Here is a 22122-nt window from a genome sequence, read left to right on the forward strand (position 1 = left end):
TCTTATTACCGGCAATTCATTTTATGAAAACTTTCTTGGATAGGCTAATGATAAAATGAGACTTAATTCTTTACATGCTAGAAGGGTTATTTAGAAGAGTTTTTCATAAGAAAAATACGTAAAAAAAGAGAGGACATTTTATCCTCTCTCTGTTAGCCTTTTAGAATTTCATCGTTTTTTAACGTTTCAGCTTTATCTGTCTTTTCCCACGGAAGTTCTACATCGGTTCTTCCAAAATGACCATAGGCTGCGATTTGTCTATAGATTGGACGTCTTAAATCTAAATCTCTAATGATGGCAGCTGGCCTTAAATCAAAGTGCTTTCTAACCAATTGTATCAACTGTTCTTCTGTAGCTTTGCCAGTGCCAAAGGTTTCTACCATGATGGATACTGGTTGCGCTACCCCGATAGCATAGGCCAATTCAAGCTCACATTTATCTGCCAAGCCTGCTGCAACGATGTTTTTCGCAACATATCTAGCAGCATAGGCAGCAGAACGGTCTACCTTTGTTGGATCCTTCCCTGAGAAAGCACCACCACCATGGCGGGCATATCCACCATAGGTATCTACAATGATCTTTCTGCCGGTTAATCCAGCATCTCCCTGTGGTCCACCAATAACAAATCTTCCTGTTGGGTTAATATAGTACTTAGTGTTTTCATCTAACAAATCACTAGGTACGATTTTATCAATAACGTATTCTCTTAAATCAGCTTCAATTGTTTGTCTATCTATCTCTGGACTATGCTGTGTAGAAATAACGATAGCATCAATTCTTACAGGTTTATCTCCATCGTATTCAACAGTTACCTGAGTTTTACCATCAGGACGTAAGTAAGATAATGTTCCATTTTTTCTAACCTCTGATAATCTTCTAGCCAATTTATGTGCTAATGCAATTGGTAAAGGCATCAGCTCTGGTGTTTCATTGCAGGCAAAACCAAACATGATTCCTTGGTCTCCAGCACCGATAGATTCTAATGTATCTTGCATTTCTCCCTTTTTACTTTCAAGGGCTTCGTTTACTCCCATGGCAATATCAGGAGATTGTTCATCAATAGATGTTAATACTGCACAGGTGTCACTATCAAAGCCATACTTAGCTCTTGTATACCCAATTTCTTCAATTGTTTTTCTAACAACTTTAGGAATGTCAACATAACACTCTGTAGTAATTTCTCCAGCCACCAATACAAGACCTGTGGTTACAGATGTTTCGCAAGCTACCCTTGCATTTGGATCTTTTTCAAAAATTGCATCTAAAATTGCATCGGAAATTTGATCGCAAATCTTATCCGGATGTCCCTCTGTTACAGACTCAGAAGTAAATAATCTTCTCGCCATTTCACATACTCCTCCTTTATTTAAATGATTTATAAACGGGTATTGATTTATTATAATAACTATATTTTTATTCTTTACCCAAAAATTATCCATAAACATAAAAACACAAAAACATGAAAACCCTCTTCTCAAAAAGAAGAGGGTGTATTAACCAAATTCGGTTTCCTCATCTTCCAGAACTAACATTCTGTGGGACTTAGCACCATACTTTCTATGGTTGCCGGGTTTCATCGGGCCCTTCCCTCCACCGCTCTTGATAAGGCATCAAGTTTTTTATTTAATTGCACTCTGTGAAAGTGACTGACACCAAATCAAAGATTTGAGTCATCTACTTTTATCAATGTTTATGATATCACCACTGTTTTTATATGTCAACAAATATTTTGAATAAGAATGAAAATATTTAAAGGGATGCCTTATATTAGTATCATCGAATAAGTTAAAATAAACATGATGGTTCCTGCAATGGCAGCTCCAGTGGCTATTGCAGGAAATGCATACCGAAAAGGAATATTAAAGAGAATAGCAGCTAAACAACCACTCCATATACCTGTAGTAGGAAGAGGCACCGCTACAAACATAATGAGCCCAACGATACTATATTTCCTAATTTTTTCACTTTTTTTTAAGGTTCTCTTTATGGTTTTATCTACCAAGTAATGAAAAAATTTTCTATCTTTTAAATACGTAAAGATTGGTTTTATAAAAATCAATAAAAAAGGTACAGGGATCAGGCTTCCTAAGATTCCTAGAAGCGTTGCATGAATAGGGTGCATCCCTAGAGAAACGCCTATAGGTATAGCTCCTCTGACTTCCACTAAAGGCATAGCTGCTATTAACAGAACCATCAGTTCATGGGTAATAACTTCCATCATCTTATTCATCATTTCACCTCTATTCATTATATAAAATCCTAGAGATGAATAGAACCTAACTGCCATACATAGACATGCTTAGCAAATACAACAATGTTTTACAAATTTGTAATAAAATTTTAATGTTTTTACATTACAAATTATGGTATAATTAGTAAAACTAAGGGATAGAGAACAATTATTATGTCAGTTTTCAACCGTTTTTCTATAGTGAGATATTTATATTTATTAAGCTAAGGAGAAAATCTTCTAGTTATCTTATTAAGTCAAATAGGGGGCGAGACGAATGATGCAATTAGAAGAATTAAGGGTAGAAATCAATCGGTTAAGAAATAGATTAGGCCGTTATTTGGATCAAAACGAAGACCATGACAAAATCTTTAGATTAAATATAGAGATTGATGAATTAATTGTAGAGTACCATAGATTGCTAATGGGAAAATAGAATATACAATAGGGGAGAACCTTTCTCCCCTATTTTTTTATTCTTTTTACCCTTCTATTTAAGAACCAAAGTTAAAAGAGGAATGGTGATTAAAGATAATAGTGTTGTAATAAAAACACTTTTAGAAGCTAAGTAATGATCCGAATCATAAAGTGTTGCAAAAACTGCAGTGTTTGCAGCAGCCGGCATTCCTGTAATCACCACTGGTATTCCTAACAATAGTCCCCGAAGCCCGATAGCATATAATACACCCCATGCAATCATAGGTAGAATTAAAAGTCGGGCAAAAGCTAACGATAAGATCTTTTCTTCCTGTAATACTTCGCGGAAAGGAATGTCCGCTAGGAAAGAGCCTATAATCAACATCGATAAGGGAGTAGTTGTAGAACCCACTATATCCAATGTCTGATATATGGCTGATGGTAACTCAATTGACAATAAAAAGAAGCTAAAACCAAGGAATACCGCTATAATACCAGGATGTAGAAGAATCTTTTTGAAATCAACCTTTTCTCTTTCAATATTACTACTGCGACATATAACATAAACTCCTATGGTTAGCAAAATAAAATTAAAGGGTATGTTATATAGTGCTGTGTAGAAAACTCCTATATCACCATAAATAGCATCTATAATTGGATATCCTATAAATGCTACATTAGAAAAAATCAAAACAAACTGATATACATCTTTTTTCATACCTTTGACTCTAATTATTTTAGGATAAATAAAAGAAAATCCTATAGCTACACTGTAAACAAGCAAAGAAATGCCAATGACCTTCAAGCTATCCCACAATAAATCTTGAGAAAAAGGAAATTGCATGGATTTGATGATCATGGCTGGCAGCGCCACCTGTAGCACTAGATTGCTAAGGCCTTTATTCAACTGATTATCCACATATTTCAACTTTTTAGCTCCGAAACCAATAAGCATCGTAAAAAACAAAACTAAAATTTGATTGATCGTTGCATAAAATACCACATCAATATCCCCCTATAAAATTCCCTTATATAGATACTCCCTCTATACTTTGATTTTAATACACATATACTATAAATATGCTCATACTACCTTTATTGTCACTTAGAGAAAATTTACTCCCTCTATCCTAAAAAGACCATGTAATATTATAATAACAAAGCTTGCATTTTAACACAATAAAGAAATAAAGTGCAAGGCAAAAGAAAAAACGGAGGTTTTTCTCCGCTTTAGTATCCTAAGTCCTGCCTTTTAAGTGGTTCTTCAATAAAGATATGTCCCATTAGGGTTTCTCTTTTACTTCCGTCTACCAACAACTGAACTGCATCGATATCCTTTAGTTCTGTAAGAGAGTATACAATTTGATGTAACACTAAATCCTCCTGCAGACTTCCACCACTTAACCTATCACCGGCTAAGTTGACGTAAGCAATTTTTTCTGCTGTATCTACACTTAAGATTTTTATGTTCTCTAATGCTGTTGATAATTTATCTCCTTCAGGCTTCTTTTGGATTTCAGCTAAGATTACTGCTTCTAAAGACTTTTCTCCAACTGTGACTTCCTTCTCAAGCGAAAGAACTTTTTTCAATGTATCTCTTCCAGTCGTAACATATTCTTCATTTACGTAGTACAATGTGACCCTTACTACTTCACCTTCTGGTTCTGGGTCTACAATTATATCTCCCTCTTCTGCACTGTTCCCTGTCCCCGTTGGAGGTGCTGGAGTTTCTACTGGTTTCTTGCTACAACCAATCATTGTTATGATCATAGCGATAATTAATATGCTAAACCCTATTTTAAAAACATTTTTTTTCATTTTCATCTTCCCTTCTTTCCTATGTTGTACACTTTTCGCCGTTCATTTCCCCTTCGATGTATTGCCAAAACTCCCTCTGAATTAAGTCTTATCTATATTATATAGGAAGATTATTAAGGTACAATTAACAAATGTAAAGAAACTATAAAGAAATCTTTAAAGAACTTTTAGGAATGCAGACATTTATGGTCGTACCCTCCTTCACTTTACTGGAAGCCGCTATTTCCCATTTGTGAAGCTGTAGGATTCGGCTTACAATAGATAGTCCTATGCCAGCTCCTCCAGTATCTCTAGAGCGGGAGGTATCGGTTCGATAAAACTTTTCAAAAATAGATTGAATCTCTTCCTCCTCTATCCCTATACCATTGTCTTCAATAGAAACCTCATAGTAATTTTTTGTATTTCTTCCCCGAATCATCACTTCGCACTTTTCTTTCTCTATATCTCTATATTTTAATGCATTATCAATAAGATTAATAAATACCTCTTTAATTCTGCCGCCATCACAAACAACGATTGGTGGACTTTCTAAGTCAACAGAAATCTTCACTTCATATTTCTCTGCTAAGGGATTCAAAATTTTCACTGTATCCTCTATAATATTTTCCATAGAAAAGACTTCTGTTTTGATCCCCTTTTCCTCTATCTTTGTTAAAGACAGTAGAGATTTGACTAAATCCGATAGTCTATCAATCTCACCATCCATGTCCCTTAGATACTCTTGATAAACTTCAATATCATCCTCACCATAAAGAAGAGAATCTATTAAGGCTTTCATAGAAGCCAAGGGGGTCTTTAACTCATGGGAAACGTCCCCAATGAATTGTGTCCTTCCTCTGTCAATCCGATACAGCTCCTTACTCATCTGATTGAAGTTTTCCGCTAGCTTCCCTATTTCATCCTTTGATCTAACGTTGACCACTTCGCCTAAGTGCCCTTCTCCGATTCTTTTCGCTGTGAGAGATAAAGAGACGATAGGCTCTGTCATCCTTTGGCTGGCAAAGATAGCGGCAAAAACACCAATAATAGCAGCAGCAATAGAAATCATCATAAGCTGTTGTCTAAAGTCCTCTATCGCTTCAAATGCTTCATCTACACTGACGGAAATCAATACTGCTCCCAATACATCTCTACTAGTTTCTGTCACCTGTACGATAGGCACCGCCGCCTGTAGTACATATTTATCAGTTTCATAATACCCAAATTTCTCCTGTAGGTTAAAGGCCTGACGGATTTCTTGATTTTCAATCACTCTTCCCTCCAACAGATGAAAGTTGTCTACCATTACCCGTTGGTTTTCATTTAGTACTAAAATTCTTCCCTCCGTCATAGGGGTATACTTTTTAATATTTTCCCGTAGCTCTAAAGGTCTTTTTAAATTGTCACGGCTTACATTTGAAGCAATGTTGGCTGTTTTTAAGGTGTTTACCTCTATTTCCTTTAAAATGGATTGTTTCATATTTTCTACCGATAGATAATTGATTACAAACAAAGGCATGATAATCAATATAATATAGATAGCCGTTAGCTTTTGTCTGATGGAAGAAAACACAAGCATCAATCCCTTCTAAAGAAATACCCTACACCCCATTTTGTTTGGATCATTGGTGTTTTATCATCATGATCCTTTAATTTTTCTCTGAGGTTTTTAATGTGAACATCAATGGTTCTCGTATCAAGACAAGGTTCCTGCCAAATCAGTCGAAAGATTTCTTCTCTAGGAAAAACTCGACCTTTATTCCTTATGAGCAGTTCCAATATCTCAAACTCCTTAGGAGTCAATTCTATTTCTTTGGAGGACTTCTTCACAATTCTGTAGTTGGGGTCCACCTCTAAGTCCCCTGATGTATAAATGCTTTGTTTATGATCACTTTTTTCTTGTTTTTCTAACCTCCGTAATATAGCCCGCATTCTTGCAATGAGTTCCCGGGTGTTGAAGGGCTTTGTCAAATAATCATCTGCCCCCAACTCCAATCCAAGTATTTTGTCTATATCACTATCCTTAGCTGTTAGCATAATGATAGGAAGATCACTTTTTTGGCGAATGATCCTGCAAAGACTGGTGCCATCAATCTTGGGAAGCATCAAATCCAATATAAGTAAATCAAAGTCGTTGGTTTCAAATACATTTAATCCTTCTTCCCCATCATGAGCAGCAGTAACCTGAAATCCTTCTTGCTCTAAGCTCTTTTTTAATCCCTTCACCAATAACTTTTCATCATCAATGATTAGTATCTTCATGGACTTCACTCCTCCAATATAATAATATACTTTATTATATTATACAACTTTTCTTGTTTTCAAACAAAAGTTAATGGTTACTCCATCTCTGGTAACGGTTACTAGGGACAACAATTCATCCCCCACCCTAAAGAGGATGGGAGATGAATTGTAGCATTAGGTTCTTCAATCCTCTTTACTATGCTTACATAAATCAAGCTCGCTGTTCCATTTTTTCAGCATCGAGGTATATTTTATCTATCTCATCTTTAGAAAGCAGCCACTCTACTAAGTAGCCCATTAGGATAATTCCAGGTAGGTTGATTAATAATCTTGTTACCGTGAATGCATAGCCTAAAGCTGTCAGCTCAAAAACAAGTGTAGGTATTTTTGTAACACACCAAGCATTCATAAATATAACTATATTACTAAATTTCACACCTTTTCTTAGTAGAACTAGCGTAAATGGAAATGCTGCATACATGGGCCCTGCTGCTAAAGAGCCTATCAGTATAGCGAAGACTATTCCCATAAGGCCGGAATCATTTCCCATATACTTCATCATTGTCTTCCTCGGAATCCATTCATCCATCAAGCCTAATAGCAACATAATCGGAGGAAGCACCCCCAGCATTTGTTTAAAGGCACCACCGGCTATCACAAAGGACCTCACTCCTATCTCCCGATTGAATAGGATAACACTTGTTGTAATAAGAAAAGCACATAAAGCAAAAGTATACCTTCTTAAAATTCTTTTCATCTTCCTCCCCCCAATACATTCCCGATAATTACTGCTGCAATAAAGGAGAAAAGAAAGGCTACAAAATTCCTATAGAAGGCAGCTTTTTTCCCTATATACTTGGCTTCTAAAGCAAATGTCACTACCCCTACCAATGTTAGTGTAGATACTAAGGCCGCAACCTGAGGATAACCAGCACCGCTTTTTAGTAGCATGTCTGCTGTGGGAAATGCTACAAAGGTTGGCATCATGGTTATAGCCCCCACTACCGAAGCAAACAAAACTCCAAATATGCCAGATGATTCTCCTATGATACTTGATATCACCTCAGGCTTTAGTATGGCCAGTGTTAATCCTATAATAAAAATGATACCCAAAAACTGGGGCATTATATTCTCAAAGGATTTCCATGCCTTTGAAAGTGCCTTTTTCGTCTTTTCTTTATCTTTGCTATAAGATATCAACAACAACACCAATGCACTTCCATAGAGGATTAATTCCATGTTATCGGCCTCCTTAATGAACCTATAGAGTATACTGTATTTTATTCCATAGGAACATAATAAAGTCCTTCAAGAAATCACTTCCTCGAAAGACCTTATCTTCAATTTCAGTCAATCCAAACTAATTTTTTAACTAATTCTCACTTAACAATTCCACAACGTCTCTTTGTATTTCCCCAATTCTCCAGATGGAAACCCCCTTGATGCCATAATACTTTGCCAACAACAGCTTGCTTTCTACACTCTTCCTATCTTCATATCGGATCAACTGCTGCCTTTCTATGTCTCCTTCAACAAAACTATATTGAAAATTTGGGGTCATAGAGGTGAAATCAAAGCTCTTCTCTCCCTCCCTTTCGGTAATAGCTCGATAAACACTGGTCATGCCGGGGTTGAAAAATTCTCTTGACTTATCCTCCTCTTTAACAGTAGTAACCCACTGGGTTCCTGCCGCCACCTGTAGCCCCAGAATTACCTTATCAGGATTAACCCCTTCATTAAGCAGCTTCACTAGGGCCTCTTTTACTAAAGGGAAAGGAGCATGATCTGTTAAGACATTAAAGTTTTTTCTTTCATGATAATCATGGGTCATAATATTGATCTCATCAGCAATCTCTGATATTGCCTTATAATCATAGCCATCATAATATCCTATGACATTATTAGGCTGTACTGTAACTGTTAAGGTATAATTTTCTGACTTAAGATTCTCTTTTAGTTCCTTCAGAAATGCTACATATAACCCTCTATAGCCCTTCTCTAAATCTCGAATATTTTCAAGATCCATAACAACTCCAGTAAAACCATGTTCCTTTAGACTCTTTACAATGTCTTGAATCACCTGTTGTTGATTCCTTTCATTCTCCAACAACGGATAAATCAAACTGGTTCTGGTCTCTGTCACCATTAACTTTTTATCCAGCTTAGCATTGTCTACTAAGGTTAAGGCTCCTTCATAACCTACAGGTCTTCTATATTCGCTTGTAGAATTCATAGAAAAGATGATGGTGCCATCCTCCAATGCATCTAAAGCGCTCCAACCGAAAACAATTTCATCAAACACCTTTTCTAGAGAGAGGGCATTGGCCTGTGAGGAGGATTGGATAGCATAGTACCCAACCTGTTTCAAATCTTTCTTCTGCTGTAATACACCATAAATTATGACAACTGCTTCAGCTCTAGTAGCAGTGTTGTTAGGTTTAAATAAAAAACCTTCCTCTTCCCTATAACCCTTAATGATACCCCTTTCAGATGACATCTGTATGTATGCCTTTGCTCCTACTGGTATTTCTTCATCATCTAGGAAGGTGGTCTTACTTTCCATCCCCTGATTATCTATATTCATTCCAAAACCTCGCATAATCATTATAGCAATTTCTAGTCGGGTAATGGGTTTTTCTGGTTGGAATCGATTATTTTCATACTCATCTGGTACAATTATATTTTTTGTAACTGCCGCCTCAATATAGGGAAATCCCCATGAATTAGTAGCCACATCTTGGAAAGTAGCTGTTCCCCCAGGAATCTCCATCTCGGGTTCTAAGGTTTTTATCAGCATTGTTACAAACTCTTGTCGAGAAACTTGGTTTTGTGGTCGAAAACTATGATCCTCATAGCCCTTGATAATGCCTAAATGCTGCAGCAAATACAATACCTCCTTATGCTGTGCTGCAATCCAATGGTTCTCTATATCCTTCAAAATCGTAATGCTACTGTTACTAAAGCTAAATGCTAGGGAAGAAAAGAACAAGAGCGTTATTAAAAAACACGCTATTACTTTACGCATGATATCACTATCCTTTCTAGACAATTTTTAGATTTCTGGCCTTTATCCTAAATTTTATCACAAAATAGGTTACTAACCGCTCTCCTATATTGAACATATTGTATCTTATTCCATAAGAACACATAAAAATCCTTCAATGACTGCCACTAATTATATTTTTTCCTACTAAATAATTTAATCCTGCATATTGGGAAGTTACCCTATCAATAACTTATAAACAATGGGTGAGGGAATAATAGTTGGAACCATAGCATAAACAAAGAATCTTTAATAAATATTTAATATTTTATTTATCTACAGTTTATAATTAGCTGTTATACTGAATTGTAAGCTATATCCTATCTTAAGTCCATGGTTCAATACATTTGAAAATTACTATCTATTATATTAAGATAGTAATTGGAGATAATTTAAAAATAATATACTTATGAAGGGAGTTTTTTACTTGTTACGAAAGTTATTTATAGTTATATTAGCAGGAATGCTGATGATTTCCTTTTCAGCCTGTACCGCAAAGGAGGAGGGAGCAGCAGATTCAGCAGAAGAAAATGGTGCAGCTGTAGTAGCCCTTGTAAATGATACGGAAATTCAGAGGATAGATTTTGAAACCATGGTAGAAAATATGAAGTTGTCTTATCTGCAGTTTGGTATAGACTTTGAAAGTGAAGAAAGCAAGGAAATATTAGCAATGATAGAGGAAGAAGCTTTAAATAATTTGATTCAACAGCAATTACTTTTGCAGGATGCATTAGAAAAGCGTTATGAGGTTTCTAAAGATGAAATAGATGATGAAATAAAACAAATCAAATCCCAGTTTGACAACGAAGAAGAATTTTTAGCAGCCTTAGAGGCAAACCAATTAACTTTAGATGTATTAGAAAAAAATGTAGCCAATGACATAATGCTTGAACAATATATACAAGATGAAATCGGTGAACCTTCTGCATCTGAAGAGGAAATTAGGGCAATGTATGAAGAATACAGCCAGACGACGGAGGATGCACCAACCTTTGAAGAAATGAAGCTTCAATTAGAGGAAAATATTAAGTATCAAAAGTTTCAAGTAAGCTTTGGGGAATTAATAGAAAACCTAGAGGCGAAAAGTAGCATCGAGATTTTACTTTAGAGCATCCTTATATTTTTGATACATGCCAGGGTTAAGTTTCCCTAAAAAGCGGTGTAAATAATTTTGTGTATTCTCTTTCTAAGTACAATACCTGAATAATTTTAAGATTTGATGTGAAATGTTGATTTTTGTCGATGAGTAATTTAGCAGATTAGCTCTGTTGTATAAATTACCTAGTTAAAGCTAAAAATATACATTGTCTTTCCTAATAACAGAATAGGGCTATGCTGAGGAGCAACCTGAGCGGTTATTAGGATTCTTTACAGGAACGGGTAGTCTGATTGACTTCCCGTTTTTTTCGTTCCTGGGAGAACAAAAGCGTTAAACCTCAAAGGAATACCTATTCGTTATCAATTTAATAACTAGGTATTCCTTATATATTTATATACTATCGGTAATAGCATGGATGAGAGAATCAACCTTGCTTCTACATTCTTCCAAAGAATTCTCTACCACACCACAATATATTTTTAGCTTCGGTTCTGTTCCTGAAGGTCTTAAAGCAACCCAAGTGTTTTTCTCTAGAAGAAATTTAAGTACATTCTCCTTTGGCAGTTTATCTTGTTTAAGGTAATCTTCCACTATCTTCACTTGATAGCCTCCTATTTCAGTAGGAGGATTCTCACGAAATGTATCCATTGTTTTTTTGATTTTTTCCATTCCTTCTTTTCCTGCAAGCGTGATAGATTTCAAGTCCTCTAGATGATATCCATATTTCTCATATAGCTTTATCAAACCCTCATAAAGACTCATGCCTTTTGCAAAATAATAGGCCGCCATTTCACAGATCAGCATAGATGCCACCACTGCGTCCTTGTCTCTAGCGTAGGTGCCCGACAGATAACCGTAGCTCTCTTCATAACCAAAAAGGAAGGTTTTTTCGTCTGTTTCCTCATATTCTTTAATTTTTTCACCTATATACTTGAATCCTGTTAAGGTATTAAATACATCCACACCAAAATTTTTAGCAATAGTAGCTCCCATTTCACTGGTGACAATGGTTTTGATGATAGTTGCGTTAGCAGGAATACGCTTCTGTTCTTTCATGGCAGATAATATGTATTCTACCAATAGAGCACCCGTCTGATTCCCTGTTAAAACTACATATTCTCCCTCATTGTTTTTTACCACCGCGCCTACTCTATCGCAGTCAGGGTCTGTTCCAATGATTAAATGTGCATCCTCCTTTTTTGCTAAATCAATAGCTAATTGAAAGGCTGCCTTTTCTTCAGGATTAGGATAGCTCACGGTAGAAAAGTCAGGGTCTGGCAACTCCTGTTGTGGCACTACCAACACCCTTTTAAAACCAATTTCTTCAAGTACGCTTCTAATAGGAATGTTTCCTGTTCCATGGAGGGGTGTAAATACTACCTTAAAATCTTCCACCACCTGTTGGTTCTCTTTTCTTCTTAAAGATTGACCTATCACCGCTTCTTTGTAGGCGTTGTCTATCTCATCTCCTATGTATCGTAATAGTCCTCCCCTTAAGGCTTCCTCTTTGTCCATAGAAACACTTTTATAAAAGTCATGAATTCCTTGAATTTCTTCCATGATATCCTTGGCCAATTTAGTAGCAACTTGGGCACCGTCCTCCCAATACACCTTATAGCCATTATAAGCAGGGGGATTATGACTGGCTGTGATTACAATACCTGCTATTGCCTTCAAATATCTTACCGCAAAGGAAAGCTCTGGTGTGGGTCTCAAATCTTCAAATACGTAGGTCTTTATATCATTGGCAGCCAACACAAGGGCCGCCTCTTGAGAAAATTCCTTTGACATATGTCTAGAATCATAAGCAATGACAACTCCTTTATCCATTGCTTCTGTCCCTTTACTTTTTATGTAATTAGCTAACCCCTGGGTTGCTTTTCTTACGGTATACTTGTTCATTCTATTGGTTCCTGCACCAATAATACCCCGTAAGCCGCCGGTACCAAATTCTAAATCCTTATAAAACCGATCTTCTATTTCTTTTTCATTTCCCATGATTTCCTTTAGCTCTTGTCTGGTGATATCATCAAAATATGGGTCAAACAACCAAGTCTCGTAATTCTTCATGGTCTGCAAGTCCATTTTAACGCCTCCAACATCATTAGATTATTTTAGGTTATCCTATTCTATTATATTTATTATTTTTATCTGCAGTACTATTATAATATTTTTTTAACTTTTTACAAAGTTTTTATGGGATACCTTTTATTTTCTTTTGAAAAAACATTAGCCCTGATAGGGAATTTTCTTCTCTATTAGGGCGTTTTATGTCTTTCGCTTTTTTATGTATTATTTTTGATCCACCATAGCAAAGGTTATATTTGCAGAACAGGCCAGCTCTTCTCCTACAAAAGCCTTTCCTTCTGTTTTTGCAATACCTCTTCTGAAGGCAGTAATGTTGACCTCTAACCTCAGCACATCTCCTGGTACAACCTGCCTTCTAAACTTACAGTTGTCTATGCCTGTAAACACGCCTAATTTTCCTTCATTTCCTTCCACTCCGCTGCAGGCAATCCCTGCAACCTGAGCCAATGCCTCTACCATCAATACTCCCGGCATCAGAGGCATTTGAGGAAAATGTCCTTGAAAAAAAGGTTCATTAATCGTAACATTCTTAATCCCTACCGCTGATTTTCCTGGTTCCATTTCTATAATTTTGTCCACTAATAAAAATGGATAACGATGGGGAATTGTTTTCTGTATATCCATAATATTTAATTCTATGGGAATCTACCTCCTGTATCAGTACTATATCATGTATCATGCCATGGGTATCATGCCATGGGGACATGGCATAATGCCATGGGGACGGTTCGTCTGGCACACACCGCTACGCCATGGGGACAGGCCCTCTGTCTTCCCTGCGGTTGCTGCCTTCGCCAGCAAGACATATGGCCAGTCCCCATGGCTCCGCTATTTAGTGCAGTGTCATTATTCATAATATCTTAAATAATAGTATACCATTTTTCAAGCATATTATTTCAACCTATTCTATAGGTTTTTTCGTTGTTCTTGATAGTTGTGTATAAAGTTCTTGGGCGAGGCCTATGCCGCCACCCTTTGACATTTCCTTTGCAACCTCTTCATCCTGTAAGGATTCATAGAGGTCACGGGCATAGCTTTTTTCCACTAGTCCTCCATCAGGAACAGTTCTTCTCATCTGCTGCAGCATCATGTTCAAAAATATGGACTCAAATTCTCTGCAGACTTCCATCAATTTTTCTGGATCTTCTGGAGTTTTTGTGGTTTTTGCCTTGTTTTCTATTTTATTAGAATTATTTAAATGAATCATTGAATCATTTATTTTCATAAGTGCACCAACCTTTTGCCGCTCCTTAAGGCGGAAATTATAATCTAAAATTAAAAATTATTTTATCTCTTCAGATTGTTAGCCATTCCCAGCATCTCATCTGCAGTCTGTATGGATTTAGAATTGATTTCGTAAGCTCTTTGCGCAGTAATCATTCTTACCATTTCATCGATTACCTGTACATTGGAGGTTTCTAAGTAACGTTGTCTCAGAGTGCTGGTACGATTTTCATCCTCCATTGGTATTTCTTCACCAGAAGCAACAGTGGCTTTATATAGATTTCTCCCTACTGATTCTAATCCTTCTGGATTAATAAATTTTGCCAGCTTAATGGTGGCAATTTCCTCAATCTCTCCATCTTCATTTTCTGCTGTAACCAAACCCATTTCTGAGATACTAATATCTCTCATGCCTTCCATAAAGACAATTTCATCATCAAATTCTGATAGTATGGTATATCCATCAGCAGTTACTAATCTCATCTCATCCATATCAACACTTAATTTGAAACTCCCATCTCTCGTATATAAAAATTCACCTGTAGGAGTTTCTGCCACAAAAAAACCTTCTCCTTCTATCGCAACATCAAGAGGGTTTTCTGTAGCTTCTAAGCTCCCGTTTGTAAAAACTCTTGAGGTTGCCATTGGCATAACACCATGACCTACCTGTAGGTTCACAGGACTCCCAACCCCATCATTTAAATCAGCTTTTCTAATGGTGGTATATAATAAATCCTTAAATTCTACTTTTTGTCTCTTATAGCCAGTTGTGTTGACATTTGCAAGGTTATTAGAAATCGTATCAAGATTTAATTGTTGTGACTTCATTCCGGAAGCCGCTGTCCACAAAGCACGCATATTTAAAACCCCCTTTTAAATTCTTCCTATATCATTAACAGCTTTTTGCAGTATTTCATCATAGGCTTGTACTACTTTTTGGTTAGATTCATAAAGTCTTAATGTTGTGATCATTTCCACCATCTCTTGAATAGGATTCGTGTTTGAGCCCTCTAAAAACCCTTGATAAATCTTACCTTCAAAAGTCTCGACTTCAGCCTCCATGCCCTCTTCTATCTGATAGAGTCCTTCTCCATACTTCCTAAGTATATTTACATTGGTTATATTGACCATATCAATTTGATCAATAAATTCATCATTCAAGATCACAGCACCATCTTCTGCAATTCGAAAATCATTGATTTCAAATTCTTCATCCAGAAATATGGAACTAGACTGCCCCATTAAGTAGTAACCCTCTTTTGTAACAATTTCTCCATTATCATTTAAAGAAAAGTTCCCATTACGGGTATACATATCTCCCTTCGGTGTGTTTACTCGGAAAAATCCGTCACCCTCTATAGCCAGGTCTAAAGGATTGTCTGTTTCCTCAAAGCCTCCCTGGGTAAAATAGGTCTGCATTTTTTCCAATCGCAACCCGCTATTCATGGTTCCTATTGTATTAAACCCAGGACGGGAAAGAAGGTTAGCCACTACTTGTCCATTGGCAACCACTTGTCCCTGTTGATTTACTTCTATATTGTTATTCTCCACCTGTATTCTGTTTCCGTTTGCATTTAGTATATAGTTTCCTTGAGAGGTATCGATTTTTCCTTGAATATCCCTTGTAAAGGTTCTTAAATATCCTTCCTCGTCTGCCGCAAAGGTAGTAAAAGAGCTATAGCTTTTTCCATGAGTTCCTTCTGCAATAAAATAACCGCTTTCTGTTGAAACCTGTAGAGCTTCTCCATCTCTTTCTACTTCTACAGAAATGTTTCTCAAATAAGGCTCTGGCTGTAGCTGTCCATTCATCTTTTTAATTAATACTTCTGGAAAAGACTCTGTAACCATGACATCCTTTTTGAATCCAGTAGTATTGACATTCGCAATATTGTTAGAAGCTACATCTAGCTTTTTCTCTGTTGTCTGCATAGCTGATACAGCTGTATAAAGTCCTCTTAGCACATTTTCACCTCATTTTGTATCCTTCATTTTTCATTTATTAAATATATATCGGAAATTTTACGACAAATCTTTAGTGCTATTTTCAAAATAGTATAGATATCTATTTGAACCTAAATTAAAAGCTGAGATTTAGATTTAGGTTTTTTTCAACCCCAACCTTAGTCTCAGCCTTATTAGTTTATTATCTTCTACTTCTAGAATTTCTTATGTCATTTTCTAATAGATGCAGTGAGTCTAATGCTTTTCCTGTTCCTTTTGCCACACAGGATACAGCTTCTTCTGCCACTCTGACAGGAATTCCAGTGCGTTCGGAAATCAGGTGATCAAGACCCCATAATAGCCCCCCTCCACCAGTCATAATAATTCCTTGGTCTGCAATATCCGCCGCTAGCTCAGGAGGTGTTTTTTCCAGTACCGAATGTACCGCATCAGCAATAGACATAACGCTTTCTTCAAGTGCTTCTACCATCTCACTACTACCAACTACTATATTCACTGGCAATCCAGATACCAGATTTCGTCCCCTGACATTCATGGTTACTTCTTCTTCTCTATCACAAGCTCCACCTATATTGATCTTCATTTCTTCAGCTGTTCTTTCTCCAATCATAATGTTGTGCTTTTTTCTCATATAGCGTATGATCGCTTCATCAAACTTGTCTCCGGCTACTTTTATAGAATTGCTCACAACAATACCACCTAGAGATATAACAGCAACATCACTGGTTCCTCCACCAATATCTACGATCATATGTCCATTAGGTTGAGCAATATCCAAGCCCGCTCCGATGGCAGCTGCAATAGGTTCTTCTATAAGATACGTCATTTTTGCTCCAGCTTCGTTGGTAGCATCAATTACAGCTCTTTTTTCCACCTCAGTAACACCGCTGGGTACACATACAATAATTTTAGGCTTGAAAATCCATTTTTTCCCTACGGTTTTATTAATAAAGTATTTTAACATCTTCTCGGTAACTTCGTAGTCAGAAATAACGCCGTCCTTTAGGGGCCGAATAGCAACTATGTTTCCTGGTGTTCTTCCTAACATCCTTCGAGCTTCTTGTCCTACCGCTAATATATGATTTGTATTTTTATCAATTGCAACAACAGAAGGTTCCTGTAATACGATTCCCCTTCCTTTTACAAACACCAATACACTAGCAGTCCCTAAATCAATACCGATATCTGAACTGAATCCGAACATCTTTCCCCCACCTTCATTTTTCATTTTTGTTTCTTATGTACTAAGTGCTTTCTCAACACTCAACTTTTATACATTCTATAGTAATTAGGGGAAATCCTTCTTTTTTTTCAAATTTTTTCAAAAAAGTTCTTTTAACGACAAAAATCTCCTGAGATCCCAGGAGATTTTTTTATCCTTTTGCTTCTGCTGTTTTTCCACACTTATATTTCATCTTCGTTGCTCTGCCACCTCTTATATGTCTCTCAGCTTTATTCACCTCAAGTATATTTTTTACTTGATTAGCCACTAGAGGGTTTATCTTAGGAAGTCTTTCGGTAACATCCTTATGAACTGTGCTTTTACTTACTCCAAATACCCGAGCGGTTTGTCTGACGGTGGTTTCTTCTTCAATAATATAACGCGCTATCTCGATAACCCGTTTTTCGATATAGTCCTTCAAATGTGTGACCCCCCTCTATTCTATGTCTTAGTTTATTAATATGAGGGAAGATTCAAATTTAGAATTGTTATTTTTTCAGGTTTTTTTAGAATTTAAAAAAGAAACGAAGATTTTTCTCCGTTTCTTTTTATTAAATACAAAGGAATGTAATATTTTAGTTAGTTCTTGGCAAGTATTTCTGTGGATCAACCATTTGACCTTCTTCAAGTACTTGGAAGTGCAACAGTGGACCTTCTAGAGTTTTATTGGCTGCTGTTCTGCCTACTCCACTAATCACTTGACCCTTTGCTACTTTTTGTCCAACCTTTACCATAGCATCGGTGGATAGGTTGCTGTATCTGGTGATTAAATCTTCTTCATGTTGAAGGCTGATGGTGATACCCATAATTGTATCATTTATCACTTCGATTACTTCGCCCTCTAGTACTGCTCTTACAGGAGCTCCCTCCTCAGCATGAATATCTACTCCCTTATGGGTACTCCAGTGATCTAATGTCTTATGATATACCAATCTGTCTTCAGCATAGGCTAACCCTACTTTTCCAATTACCGGTTGTGCCATAACATATCTATCCGTAGAAGTAGTAGGTGTATCTGCTTCTTCCTTCTTTGGTTCCTCTTTTCGCGGACTTTCCTCTAGTTCAATTTGCTCCTTAGGCTTTTCCTGAGCAGTAGTCTCTTCAGTCTCTTGCTTTTGCCTTGGCTCCGATTCCACTACCTCATCCGTCTTTCCTACAATAGCGGCTTCTTGGGTGTCTTCATCCTCTTCTGTATCTTCTTCAACTAAGGTTACCTCCACCCTGTTAAAATCTTCTTCTACATTCTCTTGAGAGTTTTCTGATAGAAAATATTCTTCCTCCTGTCTAGAAACCCAAAATGCTGTTACCAAAACAATAGAAACGCATAATAGTAGAATAAGATAAAAGCCTTGTTTGTCCAAAAATTTGTATAGGGATTTTTTTTCTCTTTTGTTATTATTGTTATTATTATTTTCAAAAGACATAGAATTCCACCTCCATCTGTAATTATGACCTGTTTACGGCAAATTATACATTTGGAGATATTAGTTTGTGGAAATCTTAATATATTAAAATTACAGCAACCTTAATCTTGACTTCAACCTTATTTTGTGTAGCTTGTTAATTTACTCAAGGTAATTCCTTGATAATAATGTTTTAATATTTCCTCGTAATCACTACCCTGCTCAGCCATACCATTGGCTCCCCATTGACTCATTCCTACACCATGCCCATAGCCCCTAGTGGTAAAGGTGATTTGATTCCTTCCTACATCTACAGTAAAATCGGAGGATCTCAGGTCAAAAATTTGTCGTATTTCTGAACCTTTGTAGTTTTTATTTCCTATTTGAATTGTTTTTACACTACCCCCTTGATTCTTTTCCAATATTTTGATTTCAGAGGCAATATTTCTATCATTGATTTGAATATCCTTATCTCTACTTTGCAAAGCATTGATAAAATCCTGGATCTCTACTTCTTTCTGATCCACCAGCACAGGAGATCTTTCCTCATAGGGACTAGAGACACTTCTAAGATAAGGCATAGCTGAAGCAAACACGTCCTCAGAGTTTTCAGTTGCGCCTCCACTGGTGGAATGATAAAGAGGTTCAATAGGCTGCATATCGTAAGTCATAATAACGCCAGCTGTTTCCTCAACAGCCTCCTGTATTGTAGGCCAATATCTTGCAAACCATAGGGTTCCATGTCGATTTTTCAGTTCATCTACCGACAGCCATTCTTGACAATGGGTATGGCTCGTACACACGCTGGCACCAGGATGGGAAGGATGTCCTTCCTCACCATAACTGGTTTTTCTTAAAATAGTATAGGTTCTTGCAGCTACCGCCTGTGCCTTTAGAGCCTCTAATTCAAAACTTCCTGGCATTTCTGCCGCCACCACCTGAGTCACATATTCTTCTAAATACAATTCCATAATTTCTCTAGTTTCATGATTAAATACTTTGATCATTAAATCCGATTCTCGTATTTCTTCTCTACTCACGTTTTTCCTCTGGGGAACCTGCATGTCACAACTACTAATAATGAACAGTGGTATCAACAGGGTAGTTGTTAAAAGTGAAATAAAAGCAAAAAAAATACCCTTCATTTGTCCTATCCCCCTATGTAAATGTAGTATTCATTTACTAGGTATATGACAAAAATGAAGGATTTAGAACTAGATATTATTTTTGACTATCTTGACTTTCTTCTCGGTAAATGTTGGCACCAAGACCTCTTAATTTCTTTTCGATATCTACATATCCTCTCTCAATATGTTCAATATTAGTAACTTCCGTCCTACCCTCAGATACTAAACCCGCTAAAATCAAAGCAGCTCCTGCTCTTAAATCAGTAGCCTTCACTGGAGCTCCTGTCAACTTCTCTTGTCCTTCTATAATAGCACTTCTTCCCTCTATTTTAATATCCACACCCATTCGTTTCAATTCACTTACATGCATGAAACGATTTTCAAATACAGTCTCAATGACAACACTGGTACCTTTTGCGATGCTCAATAGGGCCATAAACTGTGCCTGCATATCGGTAGGGAAACCTGGATAAGGAAGGGTTTTTATATCTGCAGGTTTTGGTCTGCCAGAAGCTATGACTCGAAGACCATTTCCTTCTTCAAAAATCTCTACATCCATTTCTCTTAGTTTTGCTATGACAGGCTTCAAATGCTCTGCCTCAACATTGTCTACTAAAACATTACCTCCTGTCATAGCAGCAGCCACCATATAGGTTCCAGCTTCAACTCTATCAGGAATAACTGTATGAGTGGCTCCCACCATTTTTTCTACACCCATAATTTTAATGGTGTCAGTGCCAGCACCTTTAATCTGAGCACCCATTTCATTTAAGAAGTTTGCTAGATCGGTAATCTCAGGTTCTTCGGCAGCATTTTCTATAATGGTCTGTCCTTCTGCTAAAACCGCAGCCATCATAATATTTTCTGTTGCTCCAACGCTTGGAAAATCTAAATAGATCTTACTTCCTATCAATTTATCTGCCTTCGCCTCCACAAAACCATGACCTAAAGTAATCTCAGCGCCTAGGGCTTTAAATCCCTTCAAATGCAAATCAATAGGTCTTGTCCCTATGGCACATCCTCCCGGCATAGAGATTCTGGCTTTTCCCATTCTAGCCAAAAGAGGACCCATTACTAAAAAGGAAGCTCTCATCTTTCTCACTAGTTCATAGGGTGCTTCAAAATTGTCAATTTGATTGGACATTATTTCAATTTGTTCTCTATTTATTCTTTTAACATCGGCGCCTAAACTAGTTAACACTTCACAAATAACATCGACATCTCTTAGGGGAGGTACATCCTCCAATATACATTTTTCTGTAGCCAATAAGGATGCTGCTAAAATTGGTAACACTGAGTTTTTTGCACCACTTACTCGGACTGTACCCTTTAACGGTTGACTTTTCTCAACGACTATTTTTGCCAATATTTACTCCTCACTTTCCATAGATGCCAAAGTACTTTTTCATTAGTAGCCTAGGGTAATCAAAGGATTGGCAATATATAAATAGGTCTTATCTTCATAATTGTTGTATCTCATAGCTAAATGTAAGTTAACCTTCTTATCGCCATATTCAATTGCCTGTGGAATAATAGGTGTATAGACTGTAGTACTTATATATGATTGCGAGATTACTTCTTCTACTATTTTGCCTTTTACAGAATGAATGATCTCATCTATTTTTTCCTTACTATCTCTATCTGATAGCTTTCCATCGTATGTTCCAGTAAAGTTTATGACTGTTTCCATCATATCTCCATACTTACCTAATATCGCCTGGCTTTGATTACTCTTTTCCACTATATCTTTATACCTCTTATTCTGTATGATGTCAATAATAATATACGAGGTTTTTTCACCTTGAACATCTGCTGAATAAATTTTAAATGTAAGGATATCATCTTTTTCATTTGTATTTGTGGCTATAATTTGGTTAATTCCAATATCTGAAAATTCATGAATAAATAATTTTTCATGATCATCCTGTGTTATTTCATTTTCATAAAATAACTGATATTCATCCTGTATAATTACTTCTTTTTTATTTACAAGATTTAATTGCTTTTTGATATCTTCTTTAATGCTAATAATCTCTTCTTTACTCCATACAGTATATGGTACTTCTAATGTGGTCGTGATATTGGCCTCAAGTATATCTGCCCCACTTTTTTCAAAAACAGTAATCATCGGATCTTCTGCACCAGAAGAAAGGGTTGTATTGCTCATAGCGGATGCTATATAGAAAAAGCTAAGTAATAACATAAGAATAAGTACTGATTTCATAAATTTTTTCACATAAATCTCTCCTTCTCATCAATTCATCTG

Annotated in this window: 22 protein-coding genes and 1 riboswitch; of the genes, 2 read left to right on the plus strand and 20 right to left on the minus strand. The window is 36.6% G+C overall.

The window, feature by feature from the left end; translation table 11 throughout:
* Positions 1 to 152: 152 nt before the first annotated feature.
* On the minus strand, positions 153 to 1346 hold the full coding sequence (gene metK / locus CHB72_RS12735; protein ID WP_089283264.1) for a methionine adenosyltransferase: 1194 nt from the start codon (positions 1344 to 1346) through the stop codon (positions 153 to 155).
* 163 nt (positions 1347 to 1509) lie between these two features.
* Positions 1510 to 1609, minus strand: a riboswitch (SAM riboswitch).
* A 153-nt stretch (positions 1610 to 1762) separates the two neighbouring features.
* Positions 1763 to 2248: a COG2426 family protein gene (locus CHB72_RS12740; protein WP_242975121.1), complete on the minus strand. Its 486-nt coding sequence runs from the start codon at positions 2246 to 2248 to the stop codon at positions 1763 to 1765.
* Positions 2249 to 2507: 259 nt separating this feature from the next.
* Here CHB72_RS12740 and CHB72_RS25940 point away from each other — a divergent pair, with 259 nt between their 5' ends.
* Positions 2508 to 2666, plus strand: coding sequence for a Spo0E family sporulation regulatory protein-aspartic acid phosphatase (locus CHB72_RS25940; RefSeq protein ID WP_141131399.1), 159 nt, complete (start codon positions 2508 to 2510; stop codon positions 2664 to 2666).
* Positions 2667 to 2720: 54 nt separating this feature from the next.
* On the opposite strand, the gene CHB72_RS12745 is transcribed toward CHB72_RS25940, so the two are convergent.
* From CHB72_RS12745 to CHB72_RS12775, 7 genes are all read right to left on the minus strand, one after another.
* On the minus strand, positions 2721 to 3650 hold the full coding sequence (locus CHB72_RS12745) for an AEC family transporter (RefSeq protein ID WP_089283265.1): 930 nt from the start codon (positions 3648 to 3650) through the stop codon (positions 2721 to 2723).
* 227 nt (positions 3651 to 3877) lie between these two features.
* Positions 3878 to 4465: a GerMN domain-containing protein gene (locus CHB72_RS12750; protein ID WP_176431355.1), complete on the minus strand. Its 588-nt coding sequence runs from the start codon at positions 4463 to 4465 to the stop codon at positions 3878 to 3880.
* A gap of 142 nt (positions 4466 to 4607) precedes the next feature.
* Positions 4608 to 6023, minus strand: a complete 1416-nt coding sequence (locus CHB72_RS12755) for a sensor histidine kinase (RefSeq protein ID WP_089283267.1) — start codon at positions 6021 to 6023, stop codon at positions 4608 to 4610.
* Positions 6023 to 6706: a response regulator transcription factor gene (locus CHB72_RS12760; protein ID WP_089283268.1), complete on the minus strand. Its 684-nt coding sequence runs from the start codon at positions 6704 to 6706 to the stop codon at positions 6023 to 6025. Before CHB72_RS12760 ends, CHB72_RS12755 begins: the two co-directional genes overlap by 1 nt.
* A 193-nt stretch (positions 6707 to 6899) precedes the next feature.
* Positions 6900 to 7445: a permease gene (locus CHB72_RS12765; RefSeq protein ID WP_089283269.1), complete on the minus strand. Its 546-nt coding sequence runs from the start codon at positions 7443 to 7445 to the stop codon at positions 6900 to 6902.
* Entirely contained in the window at positions 7442 to 7927 is a 486-nt protein-coding gene (locus tag CHB72_RS12770; protein WP_089283270.1) for a permease, read from the minus strand. The genes CHB72_RS12765 and CHB72_RS12770 overlap by 4 nt, the downstream gene beginning before the upstream one ends.
* A gap of 133 nt (positions 7928 to 8060) precedes the next feature.
* Positions 8061 to 9713, minus strand: a complete 1653-nt coding sequence (locus CHB72_RS12775) for a glycosyl hydrolase family 18 protein (protein ID WP_089283271.1) — start codon at positions 9711 to 9713, stop codon at positions 8061 to 8063.
* Between the two features lie 445 nt (positions 9714 to 10158).
* On the opposite strand from CHB72_RS12775, the gene CHB72_RS12780 reads away from it, so the two are divergent.
* Entirely contained in the window at positions 10159 to 10839 is a 681-nt protein-coding gene (locus CHB72_RS12780; protein WP_176431357.1) for a SurA N-terminal domain-containing protein, read from the plus strand.
* Between the two features lie 381 nt (positions 10840 to 11220).
* Here CHB72_RS12780 and CHB72_RS12785 read toward each other — a convergent pair whose 3' ends face one another.
* From CHB72_RS12785 to CHB72_RS12835, 11 genes are all read right to left on the minus strand, one after another.
* Complete coding sequence (locus tag CHB72_RS12785) at positions 11221 to 12915, minus strand: phospho-sugar mutase (protein WP_089283273.1); 1695 nt, start codon at positions 12913 to 12915, stop codon at positions 11221 to 11223.
* Between the two features lie 207 nt (positions 12916 to 13122).
* On the minus strand, positions 13123 to 13542 hold the full coding sequence (fabZ, locus tag CHB72_RS12790; protein WP_176431358.1) for a 3-hydroxyacyl-ACP dehydratase FabZ: 420 nt from the start codon (positions 13540 to 13542) through the stop codon (positions 13123 to 13125).
* 277 nt (positions 13543 to 13819) lie between these two features.
* Positions 13820 to 14143, minus strand: a complete 324-nt coding sequence (locus CHB72_RS12795) for a rod-binding protein (protein ID WP_089283275.1) — start codon at positions 14141 to 14143, stop codon at positions 13820 to 13822.
* Positions 14144 to 14205: 62 nt separating this feature from the next.
* On the minus strand, positions 14206 to 15000 hold the full coding sequence (flgG, locus tag CHB72_RS12800) for a flagellar basal-body rod protein FlgG (protein ID WP_089283276.1): 795 nt from the start codon (positions 14998 to 15000) through the stop codon (positions 14206 to 14208).
* 15 nt (positions 15001 to 15015) lie between these two features.
* Positions 15016 to 16104, minus strand: coding sequence for a flagellar hook-basal body protein (locus CHB72_RS12805; RefSeq protein WP_089283277.1), 1089 nt, complete (start codon positions 16102 to 16104; stop codon positions 15016 to 15018).
* A 181-nt stretch (positions 16105 to 16285) separates the two neighbouring features.
* Complete coding sequence (gene mreB, locus CHB72_RS12810; protein WP_089283278.1) at positions 16286 to 17308, minus strand: rod shape-determining protein; 1023 nt, start codon at positions 17306 to 17308, stop codon at positions 16286 to 16288.
* A gap of 169 nt (positions 17309 to 17477) precedes the next feature.
* The gene (gene spoIIID / locus CHB72_RS12815) at positions 17478 to 17747 is read right to left on the minus strand and encodes a sporulation transcriptional regulator SpoIIID (protein ID WP_089283279.1); all 270 of its coding nucleotides are present in this window, start codon (positions 17745 to 17747) and stop codon (positions 17478 to 17480) included.
* 154 nt (positions 17748 to 17901) lie between these two features.
* The gene (locus CHB72_RS12820; protein WP_089283280.1) at positions 17902 to 18750 is read right to left on the minus strand and encodes a M23 family metallopeptidase; all 849 of its coding nucleotides are present in this window, start codon (positions 18748 to 18750) and stop codon (positions 17902 to 17904) included.
* 119 nt (positions 18751 to 18869) lie between these two features.
* On the minus strand, positions 18870 to 19874 hold the full coding sequence (spoIID, locus tag CHB72_RS12825; RefSeq protein ID WP_089283281.1) for a stage II sporulation protein D: 1005 nt from the start codon (positions 19872 to 19874) through the stop codon (positions 18870 to 18872).
* A gap of 76 nt (positions 19875 to 19950) precedes the next feature.
* Positions 19951 to 21222: a UDP-N-acetylglucosamine 1-carboxyvinyltransferase gene (gene murA / locus CHB72_RS12830; RefSeq protein WP_176431359.1), complete on the minus strand. Its 1272-nt coding sequence runs from the start codon at positions 21220 to 21222 to the stop codon at positions 19951 to 19953.
* Positions 21223 to 21264: 42 nt separating this feature from the next.
* Positions 21265 to 22092: a YwmB family TATA-box binding protein gene (locus tag CHB72_RS12835; RefSeq protein WP_089283283.1), complete on the minus strand. Its 828-nt coding sequence runs from the start codon at positions 22090 to 22092 to the stop codon at positions 21265 to 21267.
* Between the last annotated feature and the right edge of the window lie 30 nt (positions 22093 to 22122).

Origin of the sequence: Anaerovirgula multivorans, from assembly GCF_900188145.1 — a bacterium.
GTDB lineage: Bacteria > Bacillota > Clostridia > Peptostreptococcales > Natronincolaceae > Anaerovirgula > Anaerovirgula multivorans.